The following is a 15,496-nucleotide window of genomic DNA, read 5'->3' as shown; positions in this document are numbered from 1 at the left end:
GCCCACCCCGCCGAGCGGCGCCGACCTGCCCGACCGGATCGTCGACGCGCTCGCCCGCAGCGGCGCCACCGAGCCGGACCGGATCAGCATCCGGGTGTACGGCGACACGGTGGTCATCGACGGCCTGGTGCACTCCGTGCCCGAGCGCGACGAGGTGGAGCGGATCGTCTGGTCCGCCCCCGGCATCCGCGAGGTGCACAACCACGTCACGGTGGCGGCCCGCTGAGACCACCCGGGCCGGGTGATCCGCCGTCACCCGGCCGGCGGGCACCGTGGGAGTCATGACTGATTCGGACGGGCTGATCAGACCCGGGAGCCCGGCGCCCGACTTCACCCTGCCGGCCACCCCGGACGGGCGGCGCACCGGCCCCGGGCAGTTCCGCGGCCGGCCGGTGGTGCTCGCCTTCTACCCCGCCGACTGGACCCCGGTCTGCGGTGACCAGATGACGCTGTACCAGGCGGCGATGCCGGAGTTCGACCGGTACGACGCGGTGCTGCTCGGCATCTCCGTCGACAGCGTCTGGTCGCACCAGGCCTTCGCCGAGGCCAGGGGCATCGCGTTCCCGCTGCTGGCCGACTTCGAGCCGAAGGGCGAGGTGTCCCGCCGGTACGGCGCGTACACCTCGCAGGGGCAGTCGGCGCGGGCGCTGGTGGTGCTCGGCCCGGACCAGACGGTGGCCTGGAGCCAGCTCTCGCCGCCGGAGGTCAACCCGGGCGCCGACGGCATCCTCGACGCGCTGGAGGGGCTCGGGTCCGATCGGCAGGTGGTGACCCGATGACCACACCGCTCCAGGTCACCTCCCGGCTGCGGACGCCGGTGGACGACACCGACCACGTCCGGGGTCCGGCGGACGCGCCGGTCACCATCGTCGAGTACGGGGACTTCCAGTGCCGGTTCTGCGGGGCGGCGTACCCGAACCTGGCCGAGGTGCTGCGCCAGCGGAGCGCCACCGTCCGGCTGGTCTACCGGCACTTCCCGATCGCCAACGTCCACCCGTACGCGGAGAGCGCCGCCGAGGTCGCCGAGGCGGCCGCGCGCCGGGACCGGTTCTGGGAGATGCACGACTGGCTCTACGAGCACCAGGACCAGTTGGACCCGGTGCACCTGTCGCTCGGCGTCGAACAGCTGGGCCTGCCGCCGGACGAGGTGGGCGCCGAGGTCGACCGGCACGCCTACGCCGACCGGGTGCGGCGGGACTTCGTCGGCGGCATCCGCAGCGGGGTGAACGGCACACCCACCCTCTTCGTCAACGAGGTCCGCCACGAGGGCGGGCACGACCTGCCGGAACTGCTCGCCGCGGTGGACGCGGCGGCCGGCGCCTGACCCCACCACCCGCTCGCCGACCACCGCCGGGATCGCACCGCCCGGCGGTGGTCGGCGCGACGGGTCAGATCAGCCGCAGCTCGCGGGCCCGCCGCACCGCCTCGCGCCGGCGGGTCGCGTCGAGCTTGCGGTAGATGTTGCGGACGTGCGTCTTGACGGTGTTGACCGACAGGGACAGTTCGCTGGCGATCTCCACGTTGGACAGAATGCTCTGCAGGTAGCGCAGGATGGTCAGCTCCCGCTCGGTCAGCGGCTCGTCCAACGCCGGCTCCGGCCCCGCCGCGCCCCGGTCGGCGGGTTCGTCGGCGCCCCGGACCAGGTCGCTCACCGTCGGCCAGTGCGCCGTGCCGGAGTCCAGGTGAGCGGCGAGCAGGTCGCGCACCACCGGCTCCGCCCGGGTGAACACCCGCCGGTGGCCCTCCGCGCCCGCCAGGTCGAGCACCCGTTCCAGCAGCCGCCCCGCGCGCCGGACGTCGCCACCCCGGCGGGCCAGCACCGCCTCCAGCACCCCGGCACCGAGGCGCACCGGCAGCGGCCAGTCCGCGGCGACCGGGGCGTCCCAGTCCGGCAGGGCGTAGCCGGCCGCCCGCACGTCGCCGGCCCGCAGCTCCGCCTGGGCCAGGGCCAGGGCGAGCACCGGCGCCGGCTCGGGCGCTCGCGCCCGGTCGGCGAGCAGCCCCCGGGCGGTGTCCACGTCGCCCTGCTCGCCGCGCAGGTCCGCCTCCAGGGCGAGCAGCCGGTCGGCGAGTTCCCCGGCGACGGAGCGGGACGCCAGCTCCTCCCGGGCCCGCGCCACCAGTTGGGTGGCCGCCGCCGGCTCCCCCGCGTCGCGCAGCAGCCCGCCCCGGCACAGCGCCGCCGCGGCGGCGACGGTGGCGTCCCCGCCGGCCGGGCCGGTGAGCGCCAGGTGCGCGGTGGCCTCCTCGGGCTGGTCGCGGTGCAGCGCCACCAGGGCCAGCGCCAGATGGGCGTGGGCGCACTCGGCCCGGCTCGACCACCCCTGGCAGGACGGCATCTCCAGCGCCCTCCGGGCGGTCCGCTCCGCTGCGCGCAGCTCCCCGGCGAGCGCGTGCAGCACCGCGTACCGCGCCGCGCAGACCAGCTCGGTGCGGGGCCGTCCGGCCCGGCGGGCGGCGTCGAGCGCCGCGCCGAAGCTCGCCGAGGCCGCCGGCAGGTCGCCCTCGGCGAGGTCCACCAGGCCGAGCGCGGTGCCGGCCACCGCCCGCACGTCGGCGTCCTCACCGGTACGCGGGTCGTCGGTGTCCGGGCTGCCGACCTGGGCCGGGTCGCGGCTGGCGAGCAGCCGGGCGGCGGCGGCGCGTACCTCCCGGTGGTCCCCGGCGAGCCGGGCCAGGGTGAGTTCCAGCGCGGTGGCCAGCCGGCGGAACCGGTCCCGGCGCGGCTCGGCCAGCGACCGGGCCGCCGCCACGGCCTCACGCAGCCGGGCGGCGGCGGCCCCGCTGTCGCCCGCGTACGCCCGTTCGGCCGCACCGGCCAGGGCCAGCTCCGGGTCCCGGCGGACCGCCTCGGGCGGCGGTGCCGGTGGGGGCGGGCCGGCGGCGGCCTCCGCGTCGTACGGGACCAGTTCCGGCCAGCCGGTGAGCAGCAGCTCACTGGCCCGCTCCCATTCGCCGGCGGCGAGCGCGTGGCGCAGCGCCTCGGCCGGGCGGTCGTGGCCGGCGTACCAGCCCGCCGCCCGCCGGTGCAGGTCGCGCCGTTCGTCCTCGTCCAGCCCGTCGAGTTCCTCGCGGAGCAGGTCGGCCAGGAGCGGGTGAGCCCGGTACCAGGGCGGCTCGCTGTCGTCGCGGTGCACGAAACCGCTCTCCCGGGCCAGCCCGGCGAGCAGCTGGCCGCCGTCGCCCCGGCCGGTCAGCGCGTCGGCGAGGTCGGCGCGGACCGCCGGCGCGACCGCCGCCCGCAGCAGCAGGTCCCGGGCCGGCGGCGGCAACCCGGCCAGCACCTCCGCCCGCAGGTACGCGGCGACGTCCGGCTGGTCGCCGCCGAACCGCTCGGCCCAGCGTTCCGGGTCGGAGCGGTCCCGGGCGGCGAGCGCGGCGAAGCGCAGCCCGGCCGGCCAGCCGCCGGTGCGCTCCCGCAGCCGGGCGACCGCCGCGGCGGGCAGCGGCGCGCCGTGCGCGACCAGCAGGTCGGCGACCTCGTCGTCGGTGAAGGCCAGCTCGTCGGGGCCGATCTCGGTCAGCTCGCCGGCCAGCCGCAGCCGGTGCAGCGCCGGCGGCAGGTCGGTGCGGGCTCCGGCGACCAGGCGCAGCCGCCCGTCGGTGTGCCGCAGCAGGAACTCCAGCCCGGTCAGTGCGGCCGGGTCGGTGACCCGGTGCAGGTCGTCCAGGACCAGCAGCACCGGCCGCTCCCGGGCAGCCAGCCCGGCGGCGAGCAGCTCCAGCTGGTCGGGGCGGGGCGGGGTCGCCGGTACGGCCGGTTCCGCCGCCGGCTCGGCCACCCCGCGCAGCGCCGCCGCCAGGTACGCCCAGAGCCGCTCCCCGGTGTCACCCTCCTCCACCTGCACCCACGCCGGTCCCGGCTCGGGCGCTGCGGCCGCCCAGGCGGCGAGCAGGGTGGTCTTGCCCCAGCCGGCCGGGGCGCGGACCAGGGTGACCGGCCCGGCGGCCCCGGCGTCCAGGCGGCTGATCAGGCGCGGCCGCAGCAGCAGCGGCTCGGGCAGCGCGGGCGGAGCCAGCCGGGAGGCGAGCAGCGGCGGCGGACCGGCCGACGCCTCGGCGATCCCGTTGCTGCTCAGCTGCCGCTGCGGCATGCACCCACCCCCGTCGACGCGTTCCTCCCCAGGTCGGCGGCGCTTACCCGGCCGGGCCGGGTTCACCCCTTCGGGGGGAGCCCGGGTCACCCGGGCCACCCCGACTCTGGGCGTACCGGGCGACCGGCCGCGCGTGACCGGTCGCCCGTACCGCAACCGGCGTCGGGCCGCGCGAGGGGCAGGTGGTACGGATGCGACGGCGGGGCGCGCTCTTCCTCGGTGTGGCCACCGCCGGCGCGGCGGCGCTGCGCGCGCTGGTCGTACCCCGGAGGGGGAACTGGCCGCGCGCACCCGGCGCCGACCCGCGACCCGGCCGCTGGCAGGTGGTGACGATCGACCGGCCACCGCCGGAGGTGCTGCCCGGCGGCGGCGGGTGGCCGGAGCCGCTGCGCCCGCTGGACGGCGCGGTCGAGCTGCACCTGCGCCCGGCCCCCGGTGGGCGCGGCAGCGAACTGGCCGTCCGCCCGCTCGGCGGGGTGGCGACACTGCCCGGGATGGCGGCGCACCTGGTCGGCGACGACCCGGGGCTGTTCCTGCGGGGCGTGCTGCGCCGGGTCAAGCAGCTCGCCGAGACCGGCGAGGTGCTGCGCGCGGGCCGCTCGCCGCTGGAGGGTCCGGGATGAGCGCGCTCCCCCGGGAGGATCTTCGTTCCGCAGCGGTGAAAACGCCCTCGGAGGGTGGCAGACTCGGCGGATGCCTGACGACCGCCCGTACGACATCGTCCTGTTCGGTGCGACCGGCTTCACCGGTGGCCTGACCGCCGAGTACCTGGCCCGGCACGCCCCCGCCGGGCTGCGCTGGGCGCTGGCGGGACGCAACCCGACCAAGCTGGCGGCGGTCCGTGACCGGCTGGCCGACATCGACCCGGCGCTGGTCGAGCTGCCACTGCTCACCGCCGACGTCACCGACGCCGCGTCGCTGCAGATGGTCGCCGAGAGCGCCCGGGTGGTGGCCAGCACCGTCGGCCCGTACGTCCACCACGGGGAGCCGCTGGTGGCCGCGTGCGCCACCGCCGGCACCGACTACCTGGACATCACCGGCGAGCCGGAGTTCGTCGACCGGATGTACGTGCGGCACCACGCCGAGGCGGTGCGCACCGGGGCCCGGCTGGTGCACGCCTGCGGCTTCGACTCGATCCCGCACGACCTGGGCACCTGGTACACCGTCAAGCAGCTCCCGTCGGACGGGCCGATCACGGTGGACGGCTTCGTCCGGGCGGGCGGGCGGTTCTCCGCCGGCACGTACCACTCGGCGCTGACCGCGTTCTCCCGCACCGGCGAGACCAGCCAGGCGGCGAAGGAGCGCAAGGCCGTCGAGCCCCGACCGGAGGGACGCCGGGTCCGCGCGGTGCCGGGCCGGGTGGGCCGGTCGAAGGAGATCGGCATGTGGGCGGTGCCGTTGCCCACCATCGACCCGCAGGTGGTCCGCCGGTCCGCGGCGGCCCGCCCGGAGTACGGCCCGGACTTCCGCTACCGGCACTTCGCCGCGGTGAAGCGGCTGCCCACGGTGCTGGCCAGCGGGGTCGGACTGGCCGGCCTGGTCGGCCTGGTGAAGCTGCCGCCGACCCGGCGCTGGCTGTTCGGCCGGCTCGCCTCCGGTCAGGGGCCGACCGCCGAGCAGCGGGCGAAGTCCTGGTTCCGGGTGCGCTTCCTCGGCTCCGGCGGGGGCCGGCGGGTGCTGACCGAGGTCTCCGGCGGCGACCCCGGGTACGACGAGACGGCGAAGATGCTCGCCGAGTCGGCGCTCTGCCTGGCCTGCGACGACCTGCAGGCCACCGCGGGGCAGGTCACCCCGGTGACCGCGATGGGCGACGCACTGCTGGACCGGCTGGTGAAGGCGGGCATCACGTTCCGGGTGCTGGACGCGCCGCGGTGAGCGCTGGCCGCCCCGCCGCTTGACCCTCGACCTGGTCGAGACGACAGGATCACCGTCGTGGAGAGCGAGCTGCGCAGCATCGGCGAACTGGCCCGGGCCAGCGGCCTGACGGTCAGCGCCCTGCGGTTCTACGACCGCTGCGGGGTGCTGACCCCGGCGCTGGTGGACCCGGTGACCGGCTACCGGTGGTACACCGACGAGCAGGTGGCCCCGGCCCGGCTGGTCGCCGGCCTGCGCCGGGTCGGCATGCCGCTGAAGGGGATCACCGAGGCGCTGCGCCACCGGGCCGAGCCGGCGGTGGTGGGGCGGCTGCTCGACGCGCACCTGCACCGGCTGGAGGACGGCCTGGCCGACGCCCGCCGCGAACTCTCCCGGATCCGTGCCCTGCTCGATCCCGAGGAGATTCCGATGACCACCCGTGTCGTGCTGTCCCGCGTCGACCTGGCCGCCGCCGTCGACGCCGTCCGCTTCGCCGTCGGCGCCGACCCGGAGCTGCCGGTGCTCTCCGGTGTGCTCCTCGACGTGGAGGCCGACGGCGTACGGCTGGTCGCCACCGACCGGCACCGCCTGGCGCTGGCGCGTACCCCCGGACGGGTGGACGGCCCGGCGGTGCGCGCGCTGCTCCCGGTCGGCGCGGTGGACGAGATCCGCGCCCTGCTGGACACCGGCGCCGGGGCGACCCCCGAGGCGCACCTGAGCCTGGCCGGGGCCGAGGTGACGGTCAGCGTCGCGGGTCGGCCGGTCACCGCGACCGCCCTGCCGTACGACTTCCCCGACTACCGCCGGCTGCTGCACCGGGCGGCCGGGGAGGCCCCCGTCCGCCGGATCCCGGTGGACGCGCCCGCCCTGCGCGCGGCGCTGCGCGACGGCGGCGCGCCCACCGTCACCCGCGACCACGAGGGCGTGCCGCTGGCGGTGACCGTGCTCGGCCTGGACGAGCGGGACGGCCTGCGCCTGCTCGGCCCGGACGACCTGGCCGCGGGCCCGGAGGGTGCCGCCGCCACCACCGGCCCCGGCGAGCTGCGGGTCGGCGTGAACCGCGGCTACCTGCTGGACGCGCTGGACGCCGCGGGCGGCCCGCAACTGGTGCTCGAGCTGGACGGCCCGATCGCCCCGCTGGCGATCCGCCGCCCCGACGACGAGGACGCCTTCTCGATCCTGATGCCCATCCGGCTCTGACCGGCCGGCGCGGCCGCACCACGGTGCGGTCGCGCCGACCGGCACCGCGACGGCTATGGCGACCCCGCACTCACGCACGGTAGCCGCCTCCCCTACCCCCGCCCACCTTGCTCGCACGCTTTGCTCTGCTGCCCTCACGGCGACAGTCACGCATGGTCGCTGTCGCCTCGGCGGCAGCAGAGCAAAGCGTCGGGAGCGGGTGTCCGGGTGGACGGCCGCGGGGTCGGGTCAGCCCTGGTCAGGCAGGTGCGGACAGATCCCGGAGCGACGGAGGGGGCGCAGAGCCTCGGCAGTCATCACGGACGGTGACGTGAGCGCCGCACGTCGGGCTGCTTGCGGTGCGTGACGAGGCGCAAGGCCACCGCGCGGGCGAGACGGCGCGCCGTGCAGACCGCGCCGGAGAGGACGACTCCGCGCAGGACCGGCCGGGGGCGGCTCCTCCGGGCCGTACCGGCGGCGGAAAGGCGCGACGGTAGCATCTGGTGGTCTCACCTGACATCCCGGACGGAGGCGTACGGAGCAGCATGCTCGACATGGAGTTGATCCGGAAGGATCGCGAGGCGGTGGCGACCGCGCTGGCGAAGCGACTGGATCCCGCCGAGGTCAACCGGGTCCTGGACGAGATCCAGCGACTCGACCAGGAGCGCCGCGCCCTGATCACCGAGATCGACGCCGAGCGGCAGCGCCGCAAGGCGGAGGCCCGGGCGTACGCGGCGGCGAAGCGGGCCGGCGCCGAGCCGGAGGTCTCCGCGCCGGAGGCCGGCCGCAAGCAGCTCGCGGAGCTGGAGTCCGAGCTGGACGAGGTGCAGTCCCGGCTGCGCGGCACGATGAGCGAGCTGCCCAACATGCCCGCCGACGACGTGCTGCCCGGCGGCAAGGAAGCCAACCGGGTGGTGAAGACCTTCGGTGCGCCGCCGGCGATCGAGAAGGTCCGCGACCACGTCGAGCTGAGCCGGATGCTGGGCCTGGTCGACCACGAGCGCGGGGTCAAGCTCGGTGGTTCCGGCTTCTGGATGTACACCGGCATGGGCGCTCGGCTGGAGTGGGCCCTCATCAACTGGTTCATCGACGAGCACGTCCAGGCCGGCTACGAGTTCCTGCTGCCGCCGCACCTGCTGCTGGACACCGCCGGCTTCGCCGCCGGCCAGTTTCCCAAGTTCTACGACGACGTCTACCACCTGGACCGGGAGTCCGCCCCGCGCGGGCAGTTCCTGCTGCCCACCTCGGAGACGGCGATCCTCGGGGCGTACCAGGACGAGATCCTGGACACCGGCAAGCTGCCGCTGAAGGCGTTCGCCTACACCCCGTGCTACCGGCGCGAGGCCGCCGGCTCGCACTCCGACGAGCGCGGCACGGTGCGGGGCCACCAGTTCAACAAGGTGGAGATCTTCCAGTTCTGCCTGCCGGAGCAGGCCGACACGGCGCTGGAGTCGATGCTCGCCCACGCGGAGAGCCTGGTCGAGAAGCTGGGCCTGCACTACCAGCGCACCCTGCTCTCCGCCGGTGACGCCAGCGCCTCGATGAAGAAGACCCTCGACATCGAGGTCTGGATGCCGAGCACCGGCAAGTACAAGGAGGTGTCGTCGGTCTCCTGGGCCGGCGACTACCAGGCCCGCCGGGCGGCCATCCGCTACCGCGAGCCGGGCGGCAAGCAGACCCGCTTCGTGCACACCCTCAACGGGTCGGCGCTGGCCACCAGCCGGCTCTTCCCGGCCATCCTGGAGCAGTTCCAGCAGCCCGACGGATCGGTGGTGCTGCCCGAGGTGCTCCGCGACCGGCTCGGCACCGACCGGCTCACGCCGAACCGCTGACCGCCTCGACGCCGGCGGGGGCCGGGTCTCCCGGTCCCCGCCGTCCGTCTCCGGTCCCCCGGTCGTCCGGCTCCGCCGCCCGGGCGCGGCGGCGGCGCGCCAGCACCGCCGCTGCCAGCAGGCCCACCAGCATCGCCGCAAGCACCGCCGGGCCGACCGCGTCCAGCGCGGTGACCAGCGCCCGCTGGACCCGGGCCGCGCCCACCACCACCGGATCTCCGAACGCGTCGCGCCGGCCCTGCGCGAGCCGGACCTCGTACCAGCCGTACCAGGCGACGTAGCCGCCGGCGAGGAGCAGCACCAGCCCGCTGAGCCGGGGCACCCACGCGCCGGCGGCGCGCAGCCGGGCCACCACCGCGCCGCGTAGCAGTGCCACGCCGAGCGCGGCCACCGCCGCGACCAGCCCCATCCCGATCGCGTACGCGACGAAGAGCGCCAGCCCGTGCAGCGTCGAGCCGGCCTGGAGGCTGGTCACCACGATCGCCAGGAACGGGGCGATCGTGCAGGTCAGCGAGGCCAGCGCGTACGCCATCCCGAACAGCGCCATGGACGCCCAGGAGCGGGTGAGCCGGGGCGCCCGGCCGGCGAGACCCCCGATGGCGGGCAGCCGGCGGCCGGCGAGCAGCCAGCAGCCGAGCGCCAGCAGCCCCAGCCCGAGGGTGACCGTCAGCCAGGGCAGCCGGGGGCGCAGCCAACCGGCCAGCGGCGCCACGGCCAGCCCGAAGGCGCCGAAGACCACGACGTACCCGCAGGTCAGGCCGGCGGCGGCGGTGAGCGCGCGGCGGACCGGGCCACGTCCGTCGCCCGCGCCGGCGACCAGCAGCGACAGGTACGCCGGCAGCATCGCGAAGCCGCACGGGTTGACCGCGCCGAGCATGCCGGCGGTCAGCGCGAGCAGCAGCGGGGTCTGCATCTACCCGGCCAGCGCGGCGACCCGGCGGGTCAGGTCCTCGCCGTCCAGGAAGCCCTGGTGGACGACCTTGCCGTCCCGGTCGATCACCAGGAAGGTGCTCTGCTCGACGACCTCGAAGCGGCGCCACAGCGCCCCGGCCCGGTCGTCGAGCTGGGGCGTGCCGGCCAGGTCGAACTCCTCGACGAAGTCCTTCATGGCCCGCTGCTCACCCAGACCGGCCACCCCGACGATCGGCACGGTGTCCCGGTACTTCGGGGCGATCTCGGCCACCGTCCACGCCTGGCTGGCGCAGGTGGCGCACCACGGCGCCCAGAACCAGAGCACCACCGGCCGGCCGGCCAGCTCGGCGGCCGAGAAGGCCGTACCGTCCAGGGTCTTCGCGGTGAAGCGCAGCGTGTCGGGCACCCGGCCCGGGGCCGCCGGGGCCGCCGGGCTCGCCGGGGTGGGGCCGGTGGGCAGCGGCGACGCGGTGGCCGCCGGGACGGCGACCTCGGCGGGCGGCCCGGCCGGCTCCGGGCCGGCCGCGCAGCCGCCGGCGGCGAGCAGGGCACCGGCCAGCGTGACGCCGACGGCCGCCCGTCGGCCCACGCCGGGCGGTCGTCCACCCGGTCCGATCCTGGGGTACGACCGCATGGCGCGTCTCCTCTCGGTGGTGCTCTATTCGGCCTTGGCCAGCCGCAGCGCGAGCTCGGGGCAGACCTTGACCGCCTTGAGCGCGCCCTCCTTGAGCCAGGTCGGCACGGGGGTGGACGGGAAGGCGGGGTATCCGTTGGCGTCCAGCCGGATGAAGTCCGGCACGACGTGGGCGCAGAGCCCGTGCCCGTCGCAGCGGGACCAGTCGAGGGTGAGCTTCTGCGGGTTGCTGTCGGGCGCGCCGGGCAGCCCCAGCACGCCCTTGACCCGCCGGCCGCAGCCGTCCCCGGTGGTGTGCAGGCGCAGGTCCTCGGCGAAGACCTCCATCGCCGACAGCGCGAACCGGGCCGTACCGTCGGGGTGGCTGCACGCGCCGCGGCCCTTGACGTCGCCGGCGGCGGCCCGGACGACCTCCACCGGCGCGCTGCCGGAGACCGCCAGGTCGATGGCGCGGGCCAGGTCGGGCAGCCCCATCTTGCAGGGGCCGCACTGGCCGGCGGACTCGCCGGCGAGGTAGCGGACCACCTGCGCGGCCTCGCCGAGGGGGCAGGTGTCGTGGCCCAGCGGCACGATGATGCCGGCGCCGAGGGTGCCGCCGACCGCGGTGAGCCCCTTGCGGGACACCTCCGCCCGGTCCGCGGCCTCCTGGGTGATCCACTTGCCGTGGTAGCCGCCCATCAGGATGCCCTGGGAGTCCGGCACCTCGCAGAGGTCGAGGATCTCCCGCAGCGGCGTGCCGGCGGCGCACTCCACCACGGCGGGGCGCTTCGCCGCGCCGGTCACGGTGAGCAGCACCGTGCCGGGCTCTTCGTCGGTGCCGAGCGCCGCGTACTCGTACGGGCCGAGCCGGGCGGCGACCGCCAGCTGTGCGTACGTCTCGGCATTGGAGAGCAGGGTGGGCAGGTTGTTCACGCCGGAGTCGCTGGAGCGCTTCTTGGTGCCGGGCGGGATGTGCGGCAGTCCGTTGATCCCGTTGACCAGCGCGCCGCCCTCGCCGGAGATGAACCGGTGCGGCACGGTGACGATGCTGGCCGGCACCGGCATCCGGCGCTCCTGGAGGGCCTCGGTGAGCGAGTCGCGGCCGACGCCGTCGTCGGACACCCCGATCACGATCTCCTCGGCGTCCAGCGCGTACGCGGCCAGTGCGGCGCCGTCGAGGATTAGGTGCGGGGCCCGGGTGAGCAGGACCTTGTCCTTCCAGCTCGCCGGCTCGCCCTCGCTGGCGTTGACCACCACCACGGCGGGCAGGTCCTGCCGCTCGCAGGACTCCAGCACCGCCTGGATCTTGCGGGCGAACGGGAAGCCGGCCCCACCCTTCCCCTTGAGCTGGACGCTCTCGGCCAGCCGGAGCAGGTTGCCGGGTTCCATCGGGCCGATCGGGCCGTGCACCTGCTCGTGCGCGACGAGGTCGAGCCGGCCGTACTCGGCGAACCCGGCGGTGAGCCGGGGCTCGCCGACGCAGGCCACCGGGGGCACCTTGGTCCGCATCACTTCGCCTCACCCCGCAGCCCGGCCCAGTACGCCCCGTCCACCGCGTCCGCGTCGGCCCGCCGGCGGCGCCGGCGGCTGTCGCCGGTGGCCTTGCGGGCGCGCCGGGAGGCCAGGTCGACCAGGGTGGGAGTGTCGTCGACGGGCACCTCGTCCGGGACGTACCGGGCCGGCGGCCGCCAGTAGTCCGCCTCCTCCGGCACCTCTTCGTCCTCGACGCTGTGCCGGCCGGCTCCGCTGCGCGGGGTGGCGGAGATGGGCTCGGCCGAGATCGGCTGCGAGTTCTCCCAACGGCGCGGGCTGTCCCACGGCTCCTCGGGCTCCTCGGTGCGCCGGCGGGGCGGCGCGGAGTAGGACGCGGCGAGGTCGTCGTCGTCCCGCCGGGCGCGGCGGCCGGTGGAGACCGGTGCCACGTCCTCGGCCTCGAGTCGGGCGCGGCGGCCGGTGGAGACCGGTGCGACGTCCTCGTCCGGCCGGGCCCGCCGGCCGCCGGAGACCGGGGCGACGTCCTCGTCGTAGCGGGCGCGGCGTCCGCCCGAGACCGGGGCGGTCTCCTCGTCGTACCGAGCGCGGCGGCCACCGGAGACCGTGGCCACGTCCTCGTCCCGGCGGCGGGGGCGGTCGGCGTCCCGGCGCCGCTCGGCGGGTTCCGCGCCACGCGCGGCAGGCTCCAGGTCCCGCTCCCGGCGCCGCGGCGGCGCGTCCTTGACGTCGCGGCGGGACCGGCCGGCCCGGACGGGCTCGCGCAGGGTGCCGGGCTCTGGCACCACCGGCACGGTGAAGCGCTCGGGGTCGCGGCGCCGGGCGGTGCCGGTCGGCGCGCTCCAGGACGTGGTGGCGGTGGCCGTGGTCTCGGCCCACCCGCCCCGGGTGTCCTGCTCCTCGGCCTCGGCCTTGCGGCGGCCGAGCCCGGCGAGCCGGGTGCGGCCCTTGCCCTCCTCGGTCGCCGTGCCGGCCATGGCCTTGTTCATCGCGGCGGCCTTCTGCTGCTCGCGGCTGCGCTTGCCGATGTAGACGGAGAACCGCACCATCAGCGCGATCAGCACCAGCAGCACGCAGGCGAAGTAGCTCAGCGTCACCCAGGACGCCGCCGCCCGCCCGGCGTTGAGGCCGTGGAGCAGCGCGAACGGCCAGGAGACGTACGCCATGGAGTGCAGTGCTCGCCAGAACCACTTGGGACCGACGCCGGCGAAGCGGACCCGGATGATGCCGGTCCAGAAGACGCTGACCATGAGGAACGCGGCCACCGTGCCGAGCCCGACGTAGAGCCCGCGCCCGCCGATGAACGGCACCATGGCGTCGGTCGGTGCGGCCCGGCCGATCGCGATCTTGGTGATGACGTGGAAGACCAGGCCGGCCACGCCGAGGACGCCGGTGGCCCGGTGCGCGGACTGCAGCAGCACCCGGTGCCGGATCTGCAGCACCAGCCGGTCGGTGGCGAGCAGCCCCAGCATCACGGTGAGGCTGAGCGCGACCAGGGCCACCACCCCGGCGAAGAACTCGGTGAAGAAGAAGCCGTACGCGTACATCGCCCCGCCGGCGCCGCTGAGTTCCAGTCCGGCCCACACCAGGGCGAGCGTCGACCCGATCAGCAGGGCCATCGTGGGTTTCGACGCGGTTCGTACCCCGCGGCTGGTGGCGGTGGTCCGGACGGTCGTCACCTTCTGGTTCTGCTTTGCCCGGGCCATCTGCTCCTCGATCGCAAACTCACGGCGGCACCACCACCGGCCGACCTGCTCCTTCCTCCAGTACGGACGTCCGGGCCGTACGGATCAGTGTCGGTGGGGAATTTCTCCGGCGATCCGTCGAACCGGAGCGGCCCGGGACGCGTGTAGGCGCCCAAGCGCAACGACGCCTGTCCATCCATTGACAGTCTTTGCAACAGGCTTGTAACCTTGCCGAAAATTTTCAGCCTGACTGCAAGAAGTCGTCAGCTGAAACTCCCTCCCCGCGTCGCCACCGTCCCCCGACCCCCAGGGAGAACCGATGCATCGACGTCGATGCCGCGCGGCGGTCCTCGCCCTCGGCGTGATCGCCAGCCTGCTCGTACCCACCACCGTGGCGGCACCCCCGGCCGCCGCGGCACCCTCCGGCACCAGGAACGTCATCGTCCAGCTCTTCGAGTGGAACTGGCCGTCGGTCGCCGCCGAGTGCACCAACGTGCTGGGCCCGAAGGGCTACGGCTACGTCCAGGTCTCCCCGCCCCAGGAGCACGTCCGGGGCAACCAGTGGTGGCTGGCCTACCAGCCGGTCAGCTACCGGATCGAGTCGCGCAAGGGCACCCGGGCGCAGTTCCAGTCGATGGTGAACACCTGCCACAACGCGGGGGTGAAGGTCATCGTCGACGCGGTGATCAACCACATGTCCGGCCAGGACACTCCCGGCACCGGCTGGGCCGGCTCGTCGTACAGCCACTACGACTACCCCGGCATCTACCAGACGCAGGACTTCCACCACTGCGGCCGCAACGGCGGCGACGACATCGCCAACTACAACGACCGGTACGAGGTGCAGAACTGCGAGCTGGTCAACCTCTCCGACCTCAAGACCGAGTCCGACTATGTCCGTTCGAAGATCGCGGCGTACCTCAACGACCTGCTCTCCCTCGGGGTGGACGGCTTCCGGCTGGACGCCAGCAAGCACATGCCGGCCGCCGACATCGCCGCGATCAAGGGCAAGCTCTCCCGCTCGGCGTACCTGGTGCAGGAGGTCATCTACGGCGCGGGTGAGCCGATCGGCCCGGGCGAGTACACCGGCAACGGCGACGTGCACGAGTTCCGGTACGGCAAGGACCTGGCCCGGATGTTCAACAACGAGCGGCTGGCGTACCTGCGCAACTTCGGCGAGGCGTGGGGCTACCTGCCCAGCGGCTCGGCCGAGGTGTTCGTCGACAACCACGACACCCAGCGCGACGGCAACGTGCTGACCTACCGCAACGGAGCCGCCTACGCGCTGGCCAACGCCTTCATGCTGGCCTGGCCGTACGGCGCGCCGACGGTGATGTCCAGCTACACCTTCAGCTCCCGCGACCAGGGCCCGCCCTCGGACGCCAACAACAAGACCCTGAACACCACCTGCTACTCCGGCTGGGAGTGCGAGCACCGCTGGCGGGTCGTCGCCAACATGGTCGGCTTCCACAACGCCACCCAGGGCACGGCGGTCGCCAACTGGTACGACAACGGCTACCAGCACATCGCCTTCAGCCGGGCCGGCAAGGGGTACCTGACCATCAACGACGAGGGCTCGGCGATCAGCGGCCGGTCCTACTACACCGGGCTGCCCGCCGGCCGGTACTGCGACGTCATCCACGGCGACTTCGCCAACGGCTCGTGCTCCGGGCCAATCATCACGGTGGACGCCAACGGCTGGTTCGCGGCCACCGTCCCGGCCCACGACGCGATCGCCATCCACGTCGGCGCCAAGCTGTCCTGACGGCTCCCGGCAGGGCTCCCGTCCGGCGCATTTCCGCCGGGCGGGAGCCCTCACCCCTTTCTGTCGCTTAG

The 15,496-nt window shown here is 75.2% G+C and carries 13 protein-coding genes; 8 read left to right on the top strand and 5 right to left on the bottom strand.

Going from position 1 to position 15,496, the window contains the following annotated elements; all coding sequences use genetic code 11:
• The 3 genes from ACSNN7_RS07690 to ACSNN7_RS07680 form a co-directional block, all read left to right on the top strand.
• Nucleotides 1–226: BON domain-containing protein (locus ACSNN7_RS07690; RefSeq protein ID WP_436679957.1), on the top strand; the 226-nt coding region annotated here is incomplete at its 5' end.
• 55 nt (nt 227–281) lie between these two features.
• Nucleotides 282–779, top strand: a complete 498-nt coding sequence (locus tag ACSNN7_RS07685) for a redoxin domain-containing protein (protein ID WP_436679955.1) — start codon at nt 282–284, stop codon at nt 777–779.
• Nucleotides 776–1,324, top strand: coding sequence for a DsbA family protein (locus ACSNN7_RS07680; RefSeq protein WP_436679954.1), 549 nt, complete (start codon nt 776–778; stop codon nt 1,322–1,324). The genes ACSNN7_RS07685 and ACSNN7_RS07680 overlap by 4 nt, the downstream gene beginning before the upstream one ends.
• Before the next feature lie 64 nt (nt 1,325–1,388).
• Here ACSNN7_RS07680 and ACSNN7_RS07675 read toward each other — a convergent pair whose 3' ends face one another.
• On the bottom strand, nt 1,389–4,160 hold the full coding sequence (locus ACSNN7_RS07675; protein WP_436679963.1) for a LuxR C-terminal-related transcriptional regulator: 2,772 nt from the start codon (nt 4,158–4,160) through the stop codon (nt 1,389–1,391).
• Between the two features lie 125 nt (nt 4,161–4,285).
• Here ACSNN7_RS07675 and ACSNN7_RS07670 point away from each other — a divergent pair, with 125 nt between their 5' ends.
• From ACSNN7_RS07670 to serS, 4 genes are all read left to right on the top strand, one after another.
• Nucleotides 4,286–4,717: a hypothetical protein gene (locus ACSNN7_RS07670; protein WP_436679953.1), complete on the top strand. Its 432-nt coding sequence runs from the start codon at nt 4,286–4,288 to the stop codon at nt 4,715–4,717.
• 70 nt (nt 4,718–4,787) lie between these two features.
• The gene (locus ACSNN7_RS07665) at nt 4,788–5,969 is read left to right on the top strand and encodes a saccharopine dehydrogenase family protein (protein ID WP_436679952.1); all 1,182 of its coding nucleotides are present in this window, start codon (nt 4,788–4,790) and stop codon (nt 5,967–5,969) included.
• Between the two features lie 69 nt (nt 5,970–6,038).
• Nucleotides 6,039–7,148: a MerR family transcriptional regulator gene (locus ACSNN7_RS07660; protein WP_436679962.1), complete on the top strand. Its 1,110-nt coding sequence runs from the start codon at nt 6,039–6,041 to the stop codon at nt 7,146–7,148.
• Nucleotides 7,149–7,672: 524 nt separating this feature from the next.
• Nucleotides 7,673–8,959 carry a serine--tRNA ligase gene (serS, locus tag ACSNN7_RS07655; RefSeq protein WP_436679951.1) on the top strand — a complete coding sequence of 429 codons (1,287 nt, stop codon included), beginning with the start codon at nt 7,673–7,675 and terminating at the stop codon, nt 8,957–8,959.
• Here the strand turns inward: serS and ACSNN7_RS07650 are convergent.
• Genes ACSNN7_RS07650 through ACSNN7_RS07635 form a run of 4 tightly spaced genes read right to left on the bottom strand, consistent with a single transcriptional unit; the run spans nt 8,943 to nt 13,681 of the window.
• Nucleotides 8,943–9,872, bottom strand: coding sequence for a cytochrome c biogenesis CcdA family protein (locus ACSNN7_RS07650; protein ID WP_436679950.1), 930 nt, complete (start codon nt 9,870–9,872; stop codon nt 8,943–8,945). The genes serS and ACSNN7_RS07650 overlap by 17 nt on opposite strands.
• Entirely contained in the window at nt 9,873–10,505 is a 633-nt protein-coding gene (locus tag ACSNN7_RS07645) for a TlpA family protein disulfide reductase (RefSeq protein ID WP_436679949.1), read from the bottom strand.
• 24 nt (nt 10,506–10,529) lie between these two features.
• On the bottom strand, nt 10,530–11,996 hold the full coding sequence (locus ACSNN7_RS07640) for an NADH-ubiquinone oxidoreductase-F iron-sulfur binding region domain-containing protein (protein WP_436679948.1): 1,467 nt from the start codon (nt 11,994–11,996) through the stop codon (nt 10,530–10,532).
• Complete coding sequence (locus tag ACSNN7_RS07635; protein ID WP_436679947.1) at nt 11,993–13,681, bottom strand: hypothetical protein; 1,689 nt, start codon at nt 13,679–13,681, stop codon at nt 11,993–11,995. Before ACSNN7_RS07635 ends, ACSNN7_RS07640 begins: the two co-directional genes overlap by 4 nt.
• 298 nt (nt 13,682–13,979) lie before the next feature.
• Here ACSNN7_RS07635 and ACSNN7_RS07630 point away from each other — a divergent pair, with 298 nt between their 5' ends.
• Nucleotides 13,980–15,425, top strand: a complete 1,446-nt coding sequence (locus ACSNN7_RS07630) for an alpha-amylase (protein ID WP_436679946.1) — start codon at nt 13,980–13,982, stop codon at nt 15,423–15,425.
• Nucleotides 15,426–15,496: the final 71 nt, after the last annotated feature.

Source organism: Micromonospora sp. URMC 105 (genome assembly GCF_051386295.1).
Lineage (GTDB): Bacteria > Actinomycetota > Actinomycetes > Mycobacteriales > Micromonosporaceae > Micromonospora.
This window is presented reverse-complemented; position numbering and strand designations above follow the sequence as displayed.